The sequence below is a fragment of the Bacteroides timonensis genome (assembly GCF_000513195.1).
In the GTDB taxonomy this organism is placed as follows: domain Bacteria; phylum Bacteroidota; class Bacteroidia; order Bacteroidales; family Bacteroidaceae; genus Bacteroides; species Bacteroides timonensis.
The window spans coordinates 13,656-35,247 of the sequence record NZ_CBVI010000165.1 but is presented as its reverse complement, the minus strand read 5'-3'; the positions used below and the strand labels follow the sequence as shown (position 1 = coordinate 35,247).

At 44.6% G+C, this 21,592-nt stretch carries 20 protein-coding genes; 9 read left to right on the top strand and 11 right to left on the bottom strand.

Going from position 1 to position 21,592, the window contains the following annotated elements; translation table 11 throughout:
• The first annotated feature begins 10 nt into the window (after window positions 1-10).
• Window positions 11-685 carry an ABC transporter ATP-binding protein gene (locus BN161_RS26475; RefSeq protein ID WP_007218531.1) on the top strand — a complete coding sequence of 225 codons (675 nt, stop codon included), beginning with the start codon at window positions 11-13 and terminating at the stop codon, window positions 683-685.
• Window positions 686-862: 177 nt separating this feature from the next.
• Window positions 863-3,190 (top strand): ABC transporter permease, encoded by a 2,328-nt coding sequence (locus BN161_RS26470; RefSeq protein ID WP_044272033.1) that lies wholly within the window; start codon window positions 863-865, stop codon window positions 3,188-3,190.
• Here the strand turns inward: BN161_RS26470 and BN161_RS26465 are convergent.
• The 4 genes from BN161_RS26465 to BN161_RS26450 all read right to left on the bottom strand — a co-directional run bounded on the left by BN161_RS26465 (window position 3,177) and on the right by BN161_RS26450 (window position 6,505).
• Window positions 3,177-3,776: an aminotransferase class IV family protein gene (locus tag BN161_RS26465; protein ID WP_044272031.1), complete on the bottom strand. Its 600-nt coding sequence runs from the start codon at window positions 3,774-3,776 to the stop codon at window positions 3,177-3,179. The two genes, BN161_RS26470 and BN161_RS26465, sit on opposite strands and share 14 nt — an antisense overlap.
• Window positions 3,760-4,764, bottom strand: coding sequence for an aminodeoxychorismate synthase component I (locus BN161_RS26460; RefSeq protein ID WP_044272030.1), 1,005 nt, complete (start codon window positions 4,762-4,764; stop codon window positions 3,760-3,762). Before BN161_RS26460 ends, BN161_RS26465 begins: the two co-directional genes overlap by 17 nt.
• 42 nt (window positions 4,765-4,806) lie before the next feature.
• Window positions 4,807-5,493 (bottom strand): hypothetical protein, encoded by a 687-nt coding sequence (locus BN161_RS26455; protein WP_007214195.1) that lies wholly within the window; start codon window positions 5,491-5,493, stop codon window positions 4,807-4,809.
• A gap of 130 nt (window positions 5,494-5,623) precedes the next feature.
• Window positions 5,624-6,505, bottom strand: a complete 882-nt coding sequence (locus BN161_RS26450) for a hypothetical protein (RefSeq protein ID WP_044272028.1) — start codon at window positions 6,503-6,505, stop codon at window positions 5,624-5,626.
• A 186-nt stretch (window positions 6,506-6,691) separates the two neighbouring features.
• Here BN161_RS26450 and BN161_RS26445 point away from each other — a divergent pair, with 186 nt between their 5' ends.
• The 4 genes from BN161_RS26445 to BN161_RS26430 all read left to right on the top strand — a co-directional run bounded on the left by BN161_RS26445 (window position 6,692) and on the right by BN161_RS26430 (window position 11,236).
• Window positions 6,692-8,047: a DUF5690 family protein gene (locus tag BN161_RS26445; RefSeq protein ID WP_044272026.1), complete on the top strand. Its 1,356-nt coding sequence runs from the start codon at window positions 6,692-6,694 to the stop codon at window positions 8,045-8,047.
• 135 nt (window positions 8,048-8,182) lie between these two features.
• A complete protein-coding gene (gene phnX, locus BN161_RS26440; protein ID WP_044272024.1) occupies window positions 8,183-8,980 on the top strand; it encodes a phosphonoacetaldehyde hydrolase in 798 nt (265 codons plus the stop codon).
• Window positions 8,981-9,002: 22 nt separating this feature from the next.
• Entirely contained in the window at window positions 9,003-10,091 is a 1,089-nt protein-coding gene (locus BN161_RS26435; RefSeq protein ID WP_044272023.1) for a 2-aminoethylphosphonate--pyruvate transaminase, read from the top strand.
• Window positions 10,091-11,236 (top strand): OprO/OprP family phosphate-selective porin, encoded by a 1,146-nt coding sequence (locus tag BN161_RS26430; RefSeq protein ID WP_044272021.1) that lies wholly within the window; start codon window positions 10,091-10,093, stop codon window positions 11,234-11,236. Before BN161_RS26435 ends, BN161_RS26430 begins: the two co-directional genes overlap by 1 nt.
• A 314-nt stretch (window positions 11,237-11,550) precedes the next feature.
• Here the strand turns inward: BN161_RS26430 and BN161_RS26425 are convergent, their stop codons facing one another.
• The 3 genes from BN161_RS26425 to spt form a co-directional block, all read right to left on the bottom strand.
• Entirely contained in the window at window positions 11,551-12,702 is a 1,152-nt protein-coding gene (locus tag BN161_RS26425; protein ID WP_044272019.1) for an acyltransferase family protein, read from the bottom strand.
• A gap of 96 nt (window positions 12,703-12,798) precedes the next feature.
• Window positions 12,799-13,362 (bottom strand): Crp/Fnr family transcriptional regulator, encoded by a 564-nt coding sequence (locus BN161_RS26420; RefSeq protein ID WP_044272017.1) that lies wholly within the window; start codon window positions 13,360-13,362, stop codon window positions 12,799-12,801.
• Window positions 13,363-13,477: 115 nt separating this feature from the next.
• Window positions 13,478-14,665, bottom strand: coding sequence for a serine palmitoyltransferase (gene spt, locus BN161_RS26415; protein WP_007214203.1), 1,188 nt, complete (start codon window positions 14,663-14,665; stop codon window positions 13,478-13,480).
• Window positions 14,666-14,858: 193 nt separating this feature from the next.
• Between spt and BN161_RS26410 the strand changes: the two genes are divergently transcribed.
• The 3 genes from BN161_RS26410 to BN161_RS26400 all read left to right on the top strand — a co-directional run bounded on the left by BN161_RS26410 (window position 14,859) and on the right by BN161_RS26400 (window position 18,177).
• Window positions 14,859-15,905, top strand: coding sequence for a diacylglycerol/lipid kinase family protein (locus tag BN161_RS26410; protein WP_244436631.1), 1,047 nt, complete (start codon window positions 14,859-14,861; stop codon window positions 15,903-15,905).
• A gap of 107 nt (window positions 15,906-16,012) precedes the next feature.
• On the top strand, window positions 16,013-17,770 hold the full coding sequence (gene aspS / locus BN161_RS26405) for an aspartate--tRNA ligase (protein WP_044272013.1): 1,758 nt from the start codon (window positions 16,013-16,015) through the stop codon (window positions 17,768-17,770).
• Window positions 17,771-17,787: 17 nt separating this feature from the next.
• A complete protein-coding gene (locus BN161_RS26400) occupies window positions 17,788-18,177 on the top strand; it encodes a GtrA family protein (protein ID WP_044272012.1) in 390 nt (129 codons plus the stop codon).
• Between the two features lie 38 nt (window positions 18,178-18,215).
• Here BN161_RS26400 and BN161_RS26395 read toward each other — a convergent pair whose 3' ends face one another.
• The 4 genes from BN161_RS26395 to BN161_RS26380 all read right to left on the bottom strand — a co-directional run bounded on the left by BN161_RS26395 (window position 18,216) and on the right by BN161_RS26380 (window position 21,463).
• Window positions 18,216-19,100 (bottom strand): carbon-nitrogen hydrolase, encoded by an 885-nt coding sequence (locus tag BN161_RS26395; protein ID WP_044272011.1) that lies wholly within the window; start codon window positions 19,098-19,100, stop codon window positions 18,216-18,218.
• Between the two features lie 251 nt (window positions 19,101-19,351).
• On the bottom strand, window positions 19,352-19,798 hold the full coding sequence (locus BN161_RS26390) for a transposase (protein ID WP_044272009.1): 447 nt from the start codon (window positions 19,796-19,798) through the stop codon (window positions 19,352-19,354).
• Between the two features lie 82 nt (window positions 19,799-19,880).
• A complete protein-coding gene (locus BN161_RS26385; RefSeq protein WP_044272007.1) occupies window positions 19,881-20,924 on the bottom strand; it encodes an agmatine deiminase family protein in 1,044 nt (347 codons plus the stop codon).
• The gene (locus BN161_RS26380; protein WP_044272004.1) at window positions 20,921-21,463 is read right to left on the bottom strand and encodes a ferredoxin domain-containing protein; all 543 of its coding nucleotides are present in this window, start codon (window positions 21,461-21,463) and stop codon (window positions 20,921-20,923) included. The genes BN161_RS26385 and BN161_RS26380 overlap by 4 nt, the downstream gene beginning before the upstream one ends.
• Window positions 21,464-21,592: the final 129 nt, after the last annotated feature.

Below are 21,592 nucleotides of genomic sequence, written 5' to 3'. Positions count from 1 at the left end.
TATCGCTATTATGATTAAAACAGTAAACCTGCAGAAAATCTTCAAGACAGAAGAAGTGCAGACATGGGCTTTGAACAATGTGAACATCGAAGTGAAAGAAGGCGAGTTCGTCGCAGTCATGGGACCTTCCGGTTGCGGTAAATCTACATTGCTGAATATCCTCGGCTTGCTCGATAACCCTTCGGGCGGAGAATACTACCTCAATGGAAAGGAAGTATCCAAATACACCGAAGCACAACGCACCAGCCTGCGTAAAGGTGTCATCGGTTTCGTATTCCAGAGCTTCAATCTGATTGATGAACTGAATGTATACGAAAACATCGAACTGCCGTTGCTCTACATGGGTATTCCTTCCGCCGAACGCAAACGTCGCGTAGAGACAGCTATGGAACGCATGGCCATCACTCACCGGAGCAAACACTTCCCGCAGCAGCTCTCCGGTGGTCAGCAGCAGCGTGTGGCCATTGCCCGCGCCGTAGTAGCCAATCCGAAGCTGATCCTTGCCGATGAGCCTACCGGTAACTTGGACTCAAAGAACGGTAAAGAAGTGATGGAACTGCTGAATGAACTGAACAAAGAAGGAACCACCATCGTCATGGTAACCCACTCACAGCACGATGCCGGTTTCGCAGGACGTATCATTAATCTGTTCGACGGACAGGTGGTGACGGAAGTAAGTTTGTAAATAAAAAAGATAATTATGCCTCTTTTTGTAACTATCTGTACATCAGAAGATTTCAAAAGGCTTCACTTTGAGGATGTCAATGTAGTACTTCGAGGAGGTCAAAGTACTACATTGACCTCCTCGAAGTGCTACCTTGACATCCTCAAAGTATCCTACTAACATTATCATTAAAGAAAAATGTACATTCTGAAGCTTGTCCTGCGTAGCTGGTGGCGAAATAAATTGTTCGTCACTATTTCTCTTGTCAGCTTGGTTATCGGTATCGCCTGTACCAATCTGCTGACAGCCTTCGTCCTATACGAATACAACATCGAGTATAACAACCCCAACCGTGACCGTATCCTCCGGCTGACGCAAACACTACCTTTCGCACAACAAGAAATGCAGGGAACATTCGTATACCACGAATCTGTCCCCGAAATCATCTCACAATTCCCTGAGATAGAAGCTTCACTACGCACACAAGCCATCACTCACACAAAAATCCGTGTGGACGACCAAGAATATTCCGAACTGAACCTGCTATCGGCGGACAGCACATTGCCCCAATTTATCCCCATTGAAACCCTTGCAGGAAAAATAGAAGAAACATTGACTCACCCAGGAACCATCGCCATCAGCCAAGCTTTGGCCGAACGTTGTTTCGGTACCACCGACTGCCTCGGCAAGCTGCTGGAGATCCCCCAATCCGGCGAAAGTGCCTACCGTATCGCCGCCGTCTTCCGCCTGCCACCGCAAAGCATGTTGCGGGCAGACTTGCTCACGCATCTAAAAAGTCCCGAAGGAACCACCTGTTCGATACTTCTCAAAAAAGGAACAGATCTCAACGCCTTTCGCCAACGCTTCGAGACAACCGAGCTTCCTACTTTATTAGGCAAAGGGTATTATCGTACCCAGACTTTACAGGAATCCTATTTTACCACTATCACACAAGATAGCAACCAGTGTATCGAGCATCGGCAAAAGGCCCTGTTAAGCGTCGGACTGCTATCCGCTTTATTAATCTTGTTCATCGGTTGCTTCAACTATATCAACCTCAGTTTTTCACGCTTATTGAAGCAAATACGCACCTTACACATTGAAAGCCTTTTAGGTGCAAGCCACCGTCAAATCCGTTGGCAACTCTTTGCCGATACTTTCCTGATGGTGATTACGGCGTTCTTGTTATCCATTCTGTTGATGAGCGACCTGTTGGCAGTATTCAATGCAGCAATATCCGCGCATCTGTCGTTCTCCTATCTTTTCTCCGTTCAGGTATTTCCTGTTATCTTGCTGTTTGTCATCATTCTATCCGTTGTTCCGGCAGAATACATGAGCCGGAAGATACAGACCTTGTCCGAAAGCCGTTACCGCAGCTTCTTTACAGGTCGTAAAAAACAGCGCATTGTAGCGGCACTGGTCACCTTACAATTCATGATTTCTATCGGACTGCTAAGTGCTTTTATGATAATCCGTAGCCAGATGGACCTGATAGAACAGGAGGGAAGCCGCTACAAAGGAATCGTTGAGTTTGGAATCGGTGACTCCCGGCAATCCCCTTTATCTACTTGGATAGAAGACATTAAATCCATCCCCGGAGTGAAGTCTGTTGTATCTTCCCAATCAGGCCTTTATACCATGAATATGGCCGTTCCCCGCCAAAATGGTGAGAAGAATGACCTTCTGATGCTTGAACTTTATGAAAACTGTCCGGACTTCCTGGATATATACGATTTCGACTTGCTGGATGCCAAACAAACATTCCATTTATTACTCCGTACCTCTGTGCCGGTCATCATCAACGAGTCCTTCATTCGCTATCTTGTGCCCGAAGGAGAAGACCCGGTGGGACAACCTATCTCTAAATACGTGCCCGAAAAGAGTGAGAAAGGTACTATTATCGGTGTCATGAAAGATTTCAAGAAATATTCGCTCACAAACAATGTGTTTCCACTGAGAATGATTCTGCACGAAACGCCACAAGATAACTATACCACATTGACCTTACGGTTTGACGAACAAGATCGCACAGCTGTTATCAATCATCTTCGCGGATTATGGGAGAAGAAATACCCCGGTACTCCATTCAATTATGAAGACCCTTATCAGGTACTGATCTCCAATAATCAGGAAGTCACCGACTTTTCCCGCATCCTGCTGATGTATGCATCAATCAGTTTGTTCCTCACACTGTTCGGATTGTTTGGCATCACCCATTATGCCATCCAGCGGCGTATGCGCGAAATAGGAATTCGGAAGATTCACGGTGCATCATTCGGGCAAATATTATGGCTTGTCAATCGCCCGTTCCTGTACTACATAGGTATAGCGTTTACACTCATTGTACCCCTGGTCTGCTATCTGATGAATTATTGGCTGCAACAATTTGCTTACCATGTACACATTGGTATCCTTCATTTCCTGCTTCCTTTGTTCTTCACTGTCTGCATCACCCTGCTCACAGTATGCCTGAACAGTTATCGGGCAGCAAGAAATAATCCGGTAGATAGTATCAAACACGAATAACCGTATCCCGGTTAATCTCCAGAACCAGAGACTGAAAATCAATCATCGCATTAAATAAAGCGATATGTGAATAGGAGGAAATCTCATCTGATGGAATATCACATTCCGTCAGTACCCCCTGTTCCAACAGCAATGCACGTTTTGTGCCTTTCAATAGGGGAGTCCTTGGTGTATACCAGACTCCCTCTTTTTCTAACGCCACATTAGCAATGGAAGTATCCGTCAAAAGATTGTTTCTGACAATCAATACATCATCCTGATTGCCGCGCAGGGCATACAATGCTTCCAGTTCCTTCCGGTCCGTACTTTTGTAGCGATAATCAATCGTATCCGAACCGACCAACCGGAGTGAACGTACAGTCCTCATTGTATAAGCGGAAAATGCCACTTCACATACTTCTCTGCCATAAACTACCCGGCATTTATAAAAACCGCTTTCAGGACAATCCCCTGTATAATCCAGAATATCCAGTTGATCCGCCATTCCGAAAACCGCCTGTCTCGTTTCATTCATCCTATGGTTGTGATGGGCAAGGTTCTGCAACTTACCGTCACGTACTTGTATCGTTTCAATAAATCGGCACATATATTTTCTGTTTCATTTCTTCATATTCACTGCGGGCATCACTCTTGAAAGTAATGCCACCACCGCTTTTAAAATACATTCCGTCCGCCTCTTGCTCCACAAAACGTATCATCACGGCACTATCCATATTGTCTCCATCGAAATATCCGGTTATTCCCGTATAGAATCCCCGTTCATATCCTTCAGCTTCACGAATAATCTGCATCGTCTTCTTTTTGGGTGCACCGGTAATAGAACCGGCAGGCAACATACTGAAAAGAATATCACCTAACTGCCGTTTGTAATCTTCTGGAAGTTCACCGCATATCTCCGAACTGGTCTGCAATATCGGTCCCCGATTTGTCTGCAACACATCTATATAGCGATAACGCTCCACCCGGACATGAGATGCCACAATACTCAGATCATTCCTGATCAGATCCACAATCGTAGCATGTTCCGCCGCTTCTTTCCCGTCGTTCATCAAGGTTTGTACGGCATCGGGCAGGGTAGCGTCTATCGTACCTTTCATGGGATAAGAGCTGATAATCCCTTTCTTTATCCGAACAAAAATCTCCGGAGAGAAAACTACAAAACGATTCTTTACCCATACTTTATATAAAGCACGGGAGTTACAATATATATCCTTTAAAGTCAGATTGGTTTGTACCGGAGTCCGGCAAGTTAAATTCGTAAGAAAGCTGTTTCCGGCAAGAATATTCTTTTTCACATATCCGAAAGCACGACTATATTCCCGGAAAGAAACAGGCTGTGAGATCCATTCTATCTGTTCCGGCAAACTCTCCGAAAGCAATTCATCCGTTAAACCGGCAACTGCTTCATTCGTAAATCCATTCAGGTTATATATCAACTCCTCCGGTGAGACCTCTGCCGTCTCTTCCACATAAACCTGTTCCTGCGAATAATCAATCAGAAAGACAAACGACTTTGAACAGCCTGCCAGCATATTCATGCGTGCGATTGCTTCCTGCTTACTATATAGTTTCATACATCTATTTTCGTTTAGCAGGAAGCAAAGGTAATAAAAAAACTATTTCCGTGCCGCCACTGCCAGCAATACTCCCAGCACAATGCCCAGCAATGCCGCAAACAATACGCGCATATCCGGCGGAAGCATGAAAGTAATGGTGTGTGCAGGATACCAGAAGAACGGGATTGTCTTCTTAAAAACGAAGTTCCATTGAACGTTCCAGTTCAGTCCGGTGATGATTTTCGTCATCGGGATAGGAGTGATAAGACTCTTAATAGAACCGCCGCACATCAGGATATGCGTATCTGTTATTTTATGGAAAGTCATGAATACCGGAGCAAAGATTGTGTTCATCGTTACCGATATGGCCAGCGCCACCAGCACCTTATCGAGAGACATCGCCTCACTTGTAAACGTTGCGGCAGCATTTGCCATTCCCATATACTCCATGAACTGCGGCACACCTTTTGAAAAGATAATCATAGCGGCATTGATACCCATACCGAGTATGCCCCATACCACCATGCGCGGAATAATACCGAAACCCTTCCGGTTGTACACTCCCGCACTGATTCGTAATCCCAGCACTTCGCCCAACGAAGACAGAATGGCAAACTTCAGAAAACTCATCACCATGCCGTGTGCAGCATTGAACGACTTATACCAGTCATAAACCGCGTCACTCAAAAAGAAGGGTAGAAAGACTACCACCACCAGAATAATAAACAGGAAATCTTGCTTTTTCATTGAAAAGACGTGTTTTTCATTAATAATGCGGCAAACATACTAAAAAACTTTCAATATCAAAGCAAGATGATAAGAAAAACTGTAAATTTGTAACAAAAGACACATCGCCGATCTATTCTTATTAGCAGAATCACAGTTTCAGCATCTTCTTCTCTCTTTCCAGATCGTCACCATTCAGGTGAGGGGAGGGCACCGTACACGTTTTTATATAATCCCCGCCCCGGCATGTATATTCAAAATAGACCTTTTGCTCCGATGTCAGTTCTTCCTCGGTCAGCAGTCCGCCTTTCAGTTCTATAAAATCATCCATGCTGGTGCTATCGGAATATTTCACGAAAACAATCCGCCGGGCTATCGGATTCCGATTATAGTCCAGACTCAGGTAAAGCCCTTTCAGCATAGACGGATAGTCGTACATGGGCAGTTGCAGATAGATGGTGAATAATGCAAGCTGCGGAGCCTCCCTTTCGTTGAAGATGATATATGCATTCTGATGATTATTTAATAACCCGATCCCCCGGTGCGTTGTGTTGTAAGCGCTCATATGAGTCACCTGTACATAGTCATTGTTTTCGGAGGCACTAATCAGATACGGTTCCATCTTCAGGCAATCGCTCGAAGACGAAAGACTATAACTTATATATATACCACTATAATTATACACTTCCTGTGCCGAATGATTCATCTCTTCGGTCAACATTCTGACGAATGGAATTTCCTTCTGGTTACCGGTTGTCACGGGTTCCAGTTCCAGCAACTGCCCTTTCATTTCAGTAAGGTTACCAAGCAAACGTTTCTTCGAAACATTATTCACCTGAGACAGGGCATAGTCCAATGCTTCTTCTTCCGTCATTCCTTTCTTTACCGATCTTGCAAAGGTGGGCAGCACACTTGAATAGAGAGAAGACAGCACACTGGCAGGCATATTCGTTTTATCAGCTATATCTTTCATTTTCACCCCTTTATTACGCAGATCTTCTATCCGCTTATATATCTCTAATAGTTCCTCCATATTTTGTAAGTGTTTTTGGTTTTTAATTTGCAAAGAACACCCACTTGTGTTATATTCCGGTTGCATAAATGTTACATTAATGTTACTTTATTTTCTATCCGATAATTAAATGTATTAATAATAAATATTCATTTTTTCTGTAACATCATCCTTCTACTTTTGCCCTCGAAATCAAAAGAGAATAAAATGAAAACAATTACCGACATTAAAACGGAACTACTTTCAAACAAGAAAATATCCGATCTTGTATTCATACTTTGGGCAGGAGGTGCAGCGCTTCTTTCGTACTCCTTAGTATATGCGCTTCGCAAACCTTTCACCGCTGCTACTTTCGACGGACTGGATGCCTTCGGATTGGATTATAAAGTACTGGTTACCATCGTCCAGATTCTGGGCTACCTCATCGCCAAGTTTGTCGGTATCAAGTTGATCTCCGAATTAAAGAAGGAGCACCGCATGAAGTTTATCCTGGCTTCCATTCTGGTAGCGGAACTCTCCCTGGTTCTCTTCGGACTCTTGCCCGCTCCTTATAATATCTTCGCCATGTTCTTCAACGGTTTGTCACTGGGTTGCATGTGGGGCGTGATATTCAGCTTCATCGAGGGCAGACGCACCACCGATATTCTTGCCAGCCTTTTGGGTATCAGCATTGTCATCAGTTCCGGCGTGGCAAAATCTATCGGACTGTTCGTTATGAACACCCTGCATGTAGGAGAGTTCTGGATGCCCGCTCTCATCGGCGCCTTTGCCCTGCCATTGCTTGCCTTGCTGGGTTACACCCTGAATCGCCTGCCGCAACCCACCCAACAGGACATTGCCGAAAAGAGCCAGCGTGTCACTCTCAACGGAAAACAACGCAAAGAACTGTTCCGCAACTTCATGCCTGTATTGATCCTCCTGTTCGTAGCCAACCTGCTGTTGGTTATCCTCCGGGATATTAAAGAAGATTTCCTGGTGAAGATTATCGACATGAGCGGACATTCTTCCTGGCTGTTTGCACAGATCGACAGTGTTGTTACTCTTATCATCCTGGCACTTTTCGGAATGATGGTCTTTGTAAAGAGCAATATCAAAGTACTGGTCATCCTCCTGAGTATGGTGGTTGCCGGAACGGCTACCATGAGTTTCGTATCACTCAATTACGATACGCTTCAACTCAGCACCGTGACTTGGTTGTTCATCCAGAGTCTGAGCCTTTACATTGCCTACCTTTGTTTTCAAAGCATATTTTTCGACCGCTTCATAGCATGTTTCAAGATAAAAGGCAATGTAGGATTCTTTATTGTGACGATTGATTTCATCGGATATACCGGTACCGTACTCGTCCTGATGTTCAAGGAATTCTTTAATACAGATATCAATTGGCTCGATTTTTACAACCAGATGTCCGGTTATGTAGGAATAATCTGTACCGTGGCATTCAGCTGTTCTATTGTCTACCTGGTGCAGAGACATAAGAAAGAAGAACTCCTGCGCACTGGGCGTGCGGTAGAAGAGAAAACGGAAATGCTACAATCTGCATTTTCTGTGATGCCCAGCTAAAAAAACAAGGAAAATGGAACACCTTGTTGTAATAAATGATAATTTAGCGGGTTGTATTCAGTTTCCCGGGCGCGTAATCCGCACTTAAAAATCTAAACAGGTAAATAACAACTCATTATAAAATAACAAGTAAACATGAAAAGAATAGAATGTATCATTATGGACTGGGCAGGCTCTGCAGTCGATTACGGATGTTTCGCTCCGGTAGCCGCCTTCCTAAAAGCCTTCAATGAAATAGGCATCAACATCACGATGGAACAAGCCCGCCGCCCTATGGGAATGGCCAAGATAGACCACATCCGCGAACTGTTCAAGATGGACGGAGTAGGCGAGGAGTTTGAGAAACTCTATCACCGCCCCTGGAACGAACAGGACGTAATAAATATGAACGCCAAATTCGAGGAATACCTTTTTGCTTCTCTGGCAAACTACACCGCCCCCATTCCCGGAGTCATTGATACCCTGAATGAACTGAGAAAACAAGGCATCAAAATAGGTTCCACCACCGGCTACACCCAAGCCATGATGGACGTAGTGCTCCCCAATGCAGCCCGCAAAGGTTACACCACCGACAAGTGTGTCACTCCCAACGACCTGCCCGCCGGACGTCCTTTCCCTTATATGATTTACCAAAACATGATCGATCTTGCCATCCCTTCAACAGACTGTGTTCTGAAGTACGGTGACACCATTGCCGACATCAAAGAGGGTATCAATGCCAAAGTCTGGACCGTCGGCGTCATACTCGGCAGTAACGAACTGGGACTAACCCAGGAGGAAGTAGAGCAAATGTCTCCCGCAACGCTCACTGCCCGAAAAGCAGAAGTCAGACAGCGCATGCTTCTGGCAGGCGCCCACTATGTGGTGGACAGCATCGAAGAGCTTCCCCAAATCATAGAACTTATCAATCATAAACTGAATACGAATCATTAATCCTTTTAAATATCAAACCAATATGAAACCCTATTTATTATTAACCCCCGGCCCATTAACCACGTCAGAAACCGTAAAAGAAGCCATGATGACCGATTGGTGCACATGGGATGCCGACTATAACGTACACATTGTAGAAGAAATCCGCAAATCTCTTGTAGCCCTTGCCACCACAGCCACCGATGAATACACTTCCGTACTCTTGCAGGGAAGCGGCACTTATTGCGTGGAAGCTGTTATCGGCAGTGTTATCACTCCCAAGCACAAACTACTTATCCTCAGCAATGGCGCTTATGGTGACCGTATGGGCCACATTGCCGAATATCATGGCATCAACTACGATATGCTTGCTTTCGAAGAAACCGAACAGGTTTCCGTTGACTATGTAGACGATTACCTGTCCAACAATTCAGATATCACCCATGTAGCCGTAGTACATTGCGAAACCACTACCGGTATCCTGAATCCTCTCAAAGAGATTGCCCACATTGTGAAGCTCCACAACAAAAAGCTGATTGTAGACGCTATGAGCAGCTTCGGCGGTGTGCCTTTGGATACGTATGAATTAGGTATCGACTTCATGATCAGCAGTGCCAACAAATGCATTCAGGGTGTTCCCGGCTTCGGTTTTATCATAGCTCGCCAATCCGAACTGTTACACTGCAAAGGTGTTTCCCGCTCACTCTCACTCGATATTTACGATCAATGGGAGACGATGGAAAAAGGACATGGCAAATGGAGGTTTACTTCACCTACCCATGTAGTAAGAGCCTTCAAGCAAGCACTTGCCGAACTGGAAGAAGAGGGGGGAGTAGCCGCCCGCCACAAGAGATATTGCGAAAACCACCGCATATTGGTAGAAGGAATGCGCGCACTCGGCTTCAAAACCTTGCTGCCGGACGAATTCCAGTCGCCCATCATCACCTCTTTCCTTTATCCGAAAGCAGGTTTCGATTTCAACACTTTCTACACCCAACTGAAAGAAAAAGGTTTCGTCATCTATCCGGGCAAGATATCCCAGGCAGATACTTTCCGCATCGGCAACATCGGAGATGTACATCCTGAAGATTTCGCACGTCTGATAGAAGTGGTCCAACAAACTTCTTACTAATGAATTACCTTTCTAAATCCTCCCTGTGCCTGCTGGCGGTCCTCACTTCTCTGACCGCCACAGCACAGGAAACTCTCTCCGACAAATTACAGTACAAAGTAACCGGCCGCATGCTTATGGATGGCGGTGTTTATCTCAGGAATGACAATCATTTCGGTAACGGTACGGAATTCAATGATCTGCGCATAGGCATGAAGGCCACTTACCAGCGCTGGGACATGAAAGTGGAAATAGGCTATGTAGGCAACAAGATTTCTATCAAAGATGCTTTCGCCACTTACACTTCCGGTAAGCATATCATCCAGGTAGGGCAATTCTACGAACCTTTCACCATGGATATGCTTTGCAGCACTTTCGACCTACGTTTCCATCAGTCACCCGGCTCTGTGCTTGCCATGACCAACAGTCGGCGTCTGGGAGTTGCCTACACTTACAATGCTACGCATTATTATGCTTGCGGAGGATTGTTTACCGACAACGATATCAGCAACTTAAAGAATACCTCGCAAGGTTATGCCGTAGACGGACGTTTTGTTTACCGACCTGTAAATGAAGCTGGAAAGCTATTGCATCTCGGTATTGCCGCTATCTATCGCACTCCCGATGGTGCTTTGCCGGATGATGATAACAGGAATACCTTTGTCTATAAATCTGCCGGAGTAAGTACTATCGATAATCGTAACCTGATTTATGCGGAAGTGGATAATGCCCGCCATCAAGTGAAGCTGGGTACTGAACTGCTGATCTATTACGGAAAATTCTTCCTTCAAAGCGAATATATCCGTACTCAGGTGAAACGCAGGAATGCCCTTGCCGACTATACCGGACAGGGTGGATATGCGCAATGTTCATGGCTCCTGATAGGAGATACTTATGCCTATGATGCAGCTCTGGCATGTCCTGCCCGTCCTATAGGCCGTACGCTCGAACTCTGCGGACGTTTCAATATCGTAGATATGAACGACCGGACTGCGGCAGTATTAGGCGGAGCACAAAAGGATTTTTCTTTGGGATTGAATTACTACATAAACAAGCATATAGGGGTTAAAGTAAACTACAGTTATGTAATCCCCGAAAAATATATCCGGGAAATAAGCGACAAGAATTTTAGTGTATTTCAGGCAAGATTTCAGTTTATACTATAATATTCTTTTCTTAAAGATTATATCATTTAATTCATAACCGCTCAGAAATGAATTAAATTAAATGCTAAGCAATACTATCTCAATTCTCCTCCTCCCCGGAGGAGGGGAATTGAGATACTCATTATACTCATAACCCTATTGAAAATGAAAGGTTATGGAAAATAGTACGTATCTTTACATTTCTTTAATAAAGAAAGGAGAAATAGATATGGCACGACCTATAAAAGGAAGGCTGAAAGCCTGAAATTATATAGCGTAGGGCCATCGCCCTACGTAAGTATATAACCTCGTGTCTGCACCCTGAAAGGGTGTAATCACTTCTTCTTTAAAAACCGTTTTGCCAAATATTTTCGTATAGGCTCATCGTACAGTTTCAAGCACAGGTAAGCCAACACTACATTCAAGGCATAAACACATAAAGCAACCTGCCAGGTCTCTCCCAAAGTAAAGAGTTGATTTTTAATCAGCCATGCATAGAACAGATACATGAACGGATAATGTATCACATAAATCGGATAAGAGATATCTCCCAGAAACTTACATATCTGAGTTGACTTTTTATCCGTCGTAGTTCCCGATGCTCCTATCCATACAAGGACGGGGAAAGCTACGATAATACAAAATGCTTCATAAAGACCATTTGTACAAATCGGCTCCGCACCTTCCAGATAGGGCACTGAGAACAAAGCAATCAATATAATGGTACATATCCAGAACGCGCCTTTCACCTTCATAGGCTTGAAGTTACGCGACATAAGCATACCCACAGAAAACGGGAACAACATTCTCAATAATCCGCCACCAAAGTTGACACCGTCCAACGTCCAGCCCACACCTATATTTCCATAACCGGAAACATCAAAGACTGCGAATAGCGCCAATGCCACTCCCAACAATACAACGAGCGCAGTCAGTGCCTTATTGGATAAGCGACGGATAAACAAGGCATAAAGAATATTACCTATATACTCGAAGAACAACGACCAGCAAGGCCCGTTCAACGGAAACATCTCACCGTTGCCACGAACTTCATAACCTACGCCCGGCATTGCGGGAATAAAGAATATCGTGCAGAGCAGGGACAGCATTATCATGGAGATGCCGATATGCGTTCCATCCCATTGCACGGAGCCCTGAATACAGAATGTAATAGCACCCAGAACAGCCCCCATTATCACCATAGGATGAAGACGTATCAAACGACGCTTAAAGAAATCTTTCATTGTAAGACTCTTACCCCAACGGTCATCATAGGCATAGCCGATAACGAAACCTGAAAGGATAAAGAAAAAATCCACGGCTAAATATCCATGATTGAACGTTGTAATCATGGTATCGCTTGCAAAAGCATAGCCTTCGAATATATGATACCATATTACCATAAGAGCCGCTACACCACGAAGTCCGTCCAGAAGATCGTAATGCGCCTTGGTATCCGAAAATGCTGCTGAGGGGGTATTAGACATTTGTTTCTTAGTATTAAGTTAATATTTTCAGATGGCAAAGATACAGCTTACCATCTGAAGTTTTTTTGCTCAAAAGCAAAAAAGACTGGCGAATACTTATTTTTTGGCACGCACCCGGCTGAGTGTATAAATAGAAATACCCAGAAAAGCAGCCACATACTTCAACTTCACCCGGTTTATCAATCCGGGATAGCGCCGGTTAAACTGTTCGTACCGCTCCTTGGGCGAAAGCTGAAGACGCTCCACAAACATGTGGCTAAGCTCCTTATTTACATTCTGATGCAGGATTCTTCCCCAGTTGGCTATATCGATGTACGTTTCGTAAAGAAGATTCAGCTTGTCTATATGGATGACATAGATTTTGCAATCCGAAAGAGCTTCAATGCTCTCTACTGACGGCTGTTTGTAATACAACGAATCCATACCGAAAGTAATGTCACCTTCCTGGCTGAACCAGGTAGTGGTATCCTGTCCGTTGTGGTGAAATACGGAACGGGCAACTCCCTCTTCAATAAAATAAACCAGACGGTCCGTTACCCCCGAGTGCACTATATAAGTATTTTTGGGATAGTATCTTACCTGCATATCTGCCTGCAATGCCTGAAGTGCTTCATCGGAAACCGGATAAACTTGCCTGATCTTGTTAATGATGTTTTTCATTGAATAGGAATTCAGTATTCTGCTACAAACTTACATAATTTTATCAATTCCTAAAAAAAAGAGACTGCCTTTTGAAGACAGTCTCTTTTCATTTTATCTGATTTCAGGAAAATCCTTATTCAATCACTCCGAGTTCACGGAAACATTTCGTCAACTTCTCAACAGCATAGTCTACCTGCTCTTTGGTGTGAGTAGCCATCAATGCTACGCGTACCAGCGTATCTTGCGGTGCACAAGCGGGCGGAATAACCGGATTAATGAAGATGCCTTCATCAAACGCCATCTTAGTTACAATAAATGTCTTTTCCGCATCACGCACATACAATGGAATGATAGGAGATTCAGTTTCACCGATTTCGAAACCGGCATCACGGAATTTCTTCAATGCATAGTTGGTGATGTCCCACAAACGTTGCTGACGTTCCGGTTCGTTCATAATGATGTGAAGAGCTTCACGGGCAGCAGCCGTAGCTGCAGGCGTGTTACTTGCCTGAAATATATAAGAACGGGCATTGTGGCGCAACCAGTTGATTACCGAAGCATCTCCGGCAACGAAACCACCGATAGAAGCCAGTGACTTGCTGAACGTACCCATAATCAGGTCAATATCATCCGTCACACCGAAATGATCGCAAACACCGCGTCCCTGTTTTCCGAATACACCCAATCCGTGTGCTTCGTCCACCATGATGCTGGCATTGTATTTTTTCTTCAAACGTACGATTTCGGGGAGGTTGGCAAGGTCGCCTTCCATAGAGAAAACACTATCCACCACGATCAGTTTGATAGCATCCGGCTCGCATTTCTGGAGTTCTTTTTCCAGATCGGCCATATCGTTATGTTTGTACTTTAATTGAGTAGAAAAGGAGAGGCGACGGCCATCTACGATGGAAGCGTGCACGCGGTCGTCACAGATGATGTAATCGTTACGTCCCGTCAATTGCGGAATAACCCCCTCATTTACAGTAAATCCGGTGGAAAAACAGAGTGCATCGTCTTTTCCGACAAACTCAGCCAGTTCTTTTTCCAACTCTACATGTATATCAAGAGTTCCATTTAATAAACGGGAACCTGCACAACCTGTACCGTATTTATCTGTGGCAGCTTTTGCGGCTTCTATTATTCTTTTATCGTAAGTCAGTCCCGTATAAGCATTCGAACCGAACATCAGGACTTTTTTACCATCCATCAACACCTCAGTATCCTGATGGCTGTCAATTGTGCGGAAATAGGGGTATACGCCCATTGCCATATATTGCTGTGGCAGGTCGTATTTCGCCAATTTGTCTTGTAGTAATCCCATGAAATGTTTATTATATAATATGAAATATTTAACTCTTAATTACAAGCCTTTTGAAAACAGGGGGCAAAGATAGCAAAATATGTGCTTATCTGTTCTTTTTTACTAAAAAATATATTTGCCCATGGATTAAAGCCCACTCTATGGTTAAAAATTCAAGTATTTGTATTACTTTTGCCATTTATAAAATTGCATAGTGAAACAACCCTTGCATGGACGAAGAAAAAAGAAAATATCATTCATTATAAATCCGAAATCCGGCACGCAGAGCAAAGAGCAAATTCTCCATTTGCTCGATGAAAAGCTGGATAAGGCAAAGTATGCCCAAGAGGTAATCTATACCGAATATGCCGGACATGCTGTTGAAATTGCTGCACAAAAAGCAAAGGAAAATGTGCATGCTGTAGTGGCTATTGGCGGTGACGGTACGATCAACGAAATAGCCCGTTCGCTGGTGCATACAAAAACTGCATTGGGCATCATTCCGTGTGGTTCGGGAAACGGACTGGCACGCCACCTGCAAATTTCGATGGAACCCAAAAAGGCGATAGAAATTATCAACGAAGGAATTATAGACGTCATCGATTACGGAAAAATCAATGAAGTACCTTTCTTCTGTACCTGCGGTGTGGGTTTTGATGCTTTTGTCAGCCTGAAATTTGCAAAGGCGGGCAGGAGAGGCCCTCTTACCTATTTAGAGAAGACTCTGCTGGAGAGCCTGAAGTATCAGCCTGAAACTTACGAACTGGAAACGGAAGACGGTACCTTAAAGTATAAGGCTTTCCTGATAGCCTGCGGCAACGCTTCGCAATACGGAAACAATGCGTACATAGCTCCACAGGCCATGCTGACGGACGGATTACTGGACGTGACCATCCTTGAGCCTTTCACGGTGCTGGATGTGCCCTCCCTTTCTTTCCAACTGTTTAATAAGACTATAGACCAAAATAGCCGCATCAAAACTTTCCGCTGCCAGACGCTGCGCATCCACCGTACCAAACCGGGGGTAGTGCACTTTGACGGGGACCCGATGATGATGGGAGAAAACATCGACGTGAAGGTAATCAAAGAAGGATTGCAGGTAATCATCCCCCGGTATGCCGAAAAAGACTCTTCGAATGTATTGCAACGGGCACAGGATTATATAAATGGCCTGAAGCAGATCAATGAGGAGATTGTGCATAAGAATAAGATGATATTGGATAAGAGCAAAGAGCAGATTAAGAAGTTAACGAAAATCTGAGTTTTTTATAAAATAAATCTGTATTTTTGCAGGCTATTTATAGCGTGCATGCATTCTGGCAATGCAGCAGAGTATAGTAGAATGTAAATCGTAAAACGTAAATAAAGATGTTTAGATCACACACCTGCGGAGAACTTCGTATCTCCGATGTCAATAAGCAAGTAACGCTGGCAGGTTGGGTGCAGCGCAGCCGCAAAATGGGAGGCATGACATTCATTGACCTCCGCGACCGTTACGGTATCACCCAGTTAGTTTTCAACGAAGAGGTGGACGCCGCACTTTGCGAGAACGCCAACCGCCTGGGACGCGAATTCGTCATTCAGATTACAGGAACGGTGAACGAACGCTTCAGCAAGAATGCCAATATCCCGACCGGAGATATTGAAATCATCGTATCGGAACTGAATGTGCTGAATGCAGCCCTGACACCTCCGTTCACCATCGAAGATAATACGGATGGTGGCGATGATATCCGCATGAAATACCGTTATCTGGATTTGCGCCGTCCGTCGGTACGCAGAAATCTGGAACTCCGCCATAGAATGACCATTGAGGTACGCCGCTACCTGGACAGCCAAGGTTTCATCGAAGTGGAAACTCCTGTACTGGTAGGCTCTACTCCGGAAGGCGCACGCGACTTCGTGGTGCCCTCACGCATGAATCCGGGACAGTTCTACGCTTTGCCGCAAAGCCCGCAGACCTTGAAGCAATTGCTGATGGTATCCGGTTTCGACCGTTACTTCCAGATTGCCAAGTGTTTCCGTGACGAGGACCTTCGTGCGGACCGTCAGCCGGAATTTACTCAGATAGACTGTGAAATGTCTTTCGTGGAACAGGACGACATCATCAACCTGTTTGAAGGTATGACAAAATATCTGTTCAAAGAAATCCGCGGTGTGGAATTGGAAGGTCAGTTCCAGCGTATGGCATGGGCGGACGCCATGAAATATTATGGTAGCGACAAACCCGACTTGCGTTTCGGTATGAAGTTCGTGGAGCTGATGGATATACTGAAAGGTCATGGCTTCTCTGTATTTGATAGTGCCGAATACATCGGTGGTATCTGTGCCGAAGGTGCCGCACACTACACCCGCAAACAACTGGATGCACTGACGGAATTCGTGAAGAGACCGCAGATTGGTGCAAAAGGTATGGTTTACGCCCGTGTAGAGGAAGACGGAAATGTAAAATCGAGCGTTGACAAATTCTATACGCAGGAAGTACTGCAACAGGTGAAAGAAGCTTTCGGTGCCAAACCGGGTGACTTGATTCTGATTTTGAGCGGTGACGACACCATGAAGACGCGCAAGCAGCTTTGCGAGCTTCGTCTGGAAATGGGTAGCCAACTGGGATTGCGTGATAAGAACACATTCGCATGCCTGTGGGTGGTAGACTTCCCGATGTTTGAATGGAGCGAGCAAGAAAACCGCTTGATGGCTATGCACCATCCGTTCACCCATCCGAAAGACGAGGACATTGATTTACTGGATACTGATCCGGCAGCAGTACGTGCCGATGCTTATGATATGGTAATCAATGGTGTGGAAGTTGGTGGAGGTTCAATCCGTATCCACGATCCGAAGTTACAGGCAAAAATGTTCGAAATCCTGGGATTCACTCCCGAAAAAGCAGAAGAACAATTTGGTTTCCTGATGAATGCATTCAAATACGGTGCACCTCCTCATGGCGGTCTGGCATATGGTCTTGATCGTTGGGTATCTCTCTTTGCCGGATTGGATAGTATTCGTGACTGCATCGCATTCCCGAAGAATAACAGTGGACGCGACGTGATGCTGGATGCTCCCGCGGCACTTGATCCGTCTCAGTTGGACGAACTGAATCTGATCGTAGATATCAAAGAATAAGAGTAGGTTAGTTTGTTGTGAGAGAGTCGAGACGCATCTTCCGTTTTGCGGTAATCGGTACGCTGAATGCCCTGATTATAGCAGCAGTCATCTGGCTGATGATGGATGAACTGGACATCGACTATATGCTCTCTAACATAACTGCTTATGTCATTGCACAGACTCATAATTTTATCTGGTGCAAGCACTGGATATTTCCTTTGGATGATAAAGAAAAGAAGAGCAACACCTGGAGGCAGGTGTTGCTCTTTTCTATCGCTTTCGGAATGGCGTATCTGGCGCAATTCCTATTTCTGGTAGTGTTGGTGGAGGGACTGGACTGCGATGAGTATCTTGCCCAGTTCCTGGGATTGTTCATTTACGGAGGGGTGAACTTCATAATGAATAAGAAAGTTACGTTCAAATAACAATCGCCCATTTATACCACTTCTTCTTTAAAACGTTATTAATCCAAAAAGCGCTTCGTCAATCCCCCATATTCATCAATGCGGCGGTCGCGTAAGAAAGGCCACCAACGGCGAACATTTTCAGAACGCTCCATATCTATTTCCACTACCATATTCTCCGGATGATCGTTTCCGGCTTGTGCCAGGAATTCACCTTGCGGACCTGCCACAAAACTATTTCCCCAAAACTGGATGCCATTGGTCTGCTTGGACGGATCGGGTTCATGACCGACACGGTTGACCGAGATGACCGGCAATCCGTTGGCAACAGCATGGGCACGCTGGGAGATAATCCAGGCGTTGAGCTGGCGCGCCTTTTCATCATCGGCGTCACTGCTTTCCCAACCGATGGCGGTGGGGTAAATTAATAATTCGGCACCTTTCAATGCCATCAGGCGGGCAGCTTCAGGATACCACTGATCCCAACAAACGAGTACGCCCAGTTTGCCAATAGAGGTTTGGATGGGTTCAAATCCTATATCACCGGGGGCAAAATAGAATTTTTCATAATAGGCCGGATCATCAGGAATATGCATCTTGCGATATTTTCCGGCAATACTTCCGTCACGATCAAAAACAACGGCGGTGTTATGATAGAGTCCCGGGGCACGTTTCTCAAATAAGGAGGTCACCAATACGATTTTATTGGCAGCGGCCAGTTCGGAATAAAATCCGGTGGAAGGGCCGGGAATCGTTTCTGCCAAATCAAACAATTGCGTATTTTCAGTCTGACAGAAATACAGGGAATTGTGTAGTTCCTGTAATACAACCAGTTGCGCACCATGTGCAGCACAGGCTTCTATACTTTTAGCCAGGTTCATCAGGTTCGTACGAAGATCTGCTGTATTGGCTTGCTGAATAATTCCGACTTTTATTTTTCTCATATCTTCTATTTTTAATATTTCACTAATGAATGTCAGAGCAATATTCTATTTCGCCCTTTCAAGGCTTAATTGAATTATCTAATTAGCACGTAGGGCGTTGCCCTACGCTATATAATTATAGCCTTTCAGGCTATTAATGGTCTTTATACTACAACATCTTAAAAAGGCTGAAAGCCTGATATTACATAGCGTAGGGCAACGCCCTACGTATTAAATACCCTTCTATTTTAAGCCCTGAAAGGGCGAAATTATCATAAATATTGTTCATTATACTCCACTCCATGTTCTTTTAAAAACATCTTTAACTCGTCTTCAAAAGATATCTTTTTATGATGTTCTTCCTGTCTACAAATATATCGAGTTACAACATCCACTTTAGACTGGCTAACTGAAAAAGCTCCATAACCTTCTTGCCACGAAAACCATTGATAATAAATTCCTTTACCTTTAATCCACTTAGAAGAACTTTTCTTTATTTCCTCAACCATTTTAGTTAGAGCTATATTCTTATTTAAAACACAAAGAACATGTATATGATTAGTTATTCCACCTACAATAATTGAAGGACAATCAATGTTCTTTAAAATACCGGATATATATGAGAACATCTCTGGTAAATCTTCTTTTCGAATACTATCCTTACGGTATTTTGTACTGAAAGTCAAATGAATATAATTCTTAGACAATGATTGTGACATGTTTATTTCGCCCTTTCAGGACTTAAATTAGCGATTCATTTACTACGTAGGGCGTTGCCCTACGCTATATAATTTTAGCCTTTCAGGCTATAATCCCGATAGGGTATTGCATCGTCACGCAATGCAACGATCCATGTTGCTTTATCAATGCACAGCAATCCACGCCCACTATCTCGTGATGAGGAAAAGCTGCTTGAAGCACTTTTTTGGCACGGGCATCATTCTCCGGCTGACGATAAGTAGGATAAAGCACCGCATCATTCATTATCAAGAAATTGGCATACGTTGCGGGGAGGCGTTCGCCCTCTTCCTCAATCTTATCTGCCATAGGCAATGCCAACAGACGGTAGGGGATTCCATTCAAAGTACGGAAGGTTTTCAGTTGTTCTTCCATTTGATGGAGAGCTTCGTAATGTTCATCCTGCGTATCGGTGCATTGCACATAGGCAATGGTATCCGGTGAGCAAAGACGAGCGAGCGTATCGACATGACTATCTGTATCATCTCCTGCCAAATACCCATGATCGAGCCAAAGTACCTGTTTCAGATGAAATACAGAACAGAGATATTCTTCGATTTCATCGCGGCTCATCTGTCCGTTACGATTGGGAGAAAGCAAACACTCGGACGTGGTGAGCAATGTTCCCAAACCGTCGCTCTCAATGGAACCACCTTCCAAAACAAAGCCCAGACGATTAACATACCGCCCATTCAGGAAACCGGCTTCCATAGCCTGACGGGTAATCAGGTTATCTTTATCCGAGGCGAATTTCAGCCCCCAGCCATTGAACATGAAATCAAGAAGCGAAACGCCTTCTGAATCCAGCATGGTAATTGCACCATGATCACGCGCCCAGGTATCATTCGTTTCACACTCCATGAAACGGACATTCTGCATATTGACGGTAGCTGAAATCTGCTTTTTGACCTCCTCCGGTTCGGGAGTTACAATCAGAAGCAATTCCCGTTGGGCTATTTCGCGTGCGATAGCGGCAAAGCAGACTTGTACTTCCGTAAGCATATGTGCCCAGTCAGTTCCGGCATGGGGCCAAGTCAGCTGTATTCCGCTTTGCGGCGCCCATTCGGCAGGTAAAACAGCATTGAACGTATCACTCATATTTATCATTCTTTCTTTTCTTCTTTCGGCTTGCGGTCAAAGAACGGATTCTTGGTCGAAGCACTGACCGGAATAGCATACACGGATCTGCATCCCGGCAACCACTCCAATTGCTGTGCAGCAAGTCCGGCAGAGAACATCACACGGGTATCCACACGCAAATCAGCTGCCGTGGCACAAGCCGAACCGATAGCTATACCTACATCGACCGAATTCACGGCACAAGGCACACCTTCAGGGCGTCCCGCACAAGTGGGATAACCACAATGGCCGCAGTTCAATCCTTGCGCCTGCTCGCGCGTACCTATTATAATTACACATTCAGCTTGCAAAATGTTGGCGGCATCCCGCAAAAAGAACTTCATTCCGTGTTCTTCTACCATGGTAACCATCTTGTCCGACAATACTTTTAAATCGTCTCCGGTGACCATAGCTATTTCAATTATATCTACACCTTTTCCCTTCGGAGCAGTACGGGCAGCGGTCATCATCTGCCTTGCCACGTCCAACACATGTTCGTGGCGGCTTGCACGTTCGTTCTGTATCATAATTCTCACTTTTATTAAAAACTGATAGCAAAGATAATGCAAATTGAGTGCAGAACTTTCATGCTTGCATGAAAAAGTTATGCCGAAATGCAGCTTATCTTATTTAAAGATACTGATTTCAGCCAATAA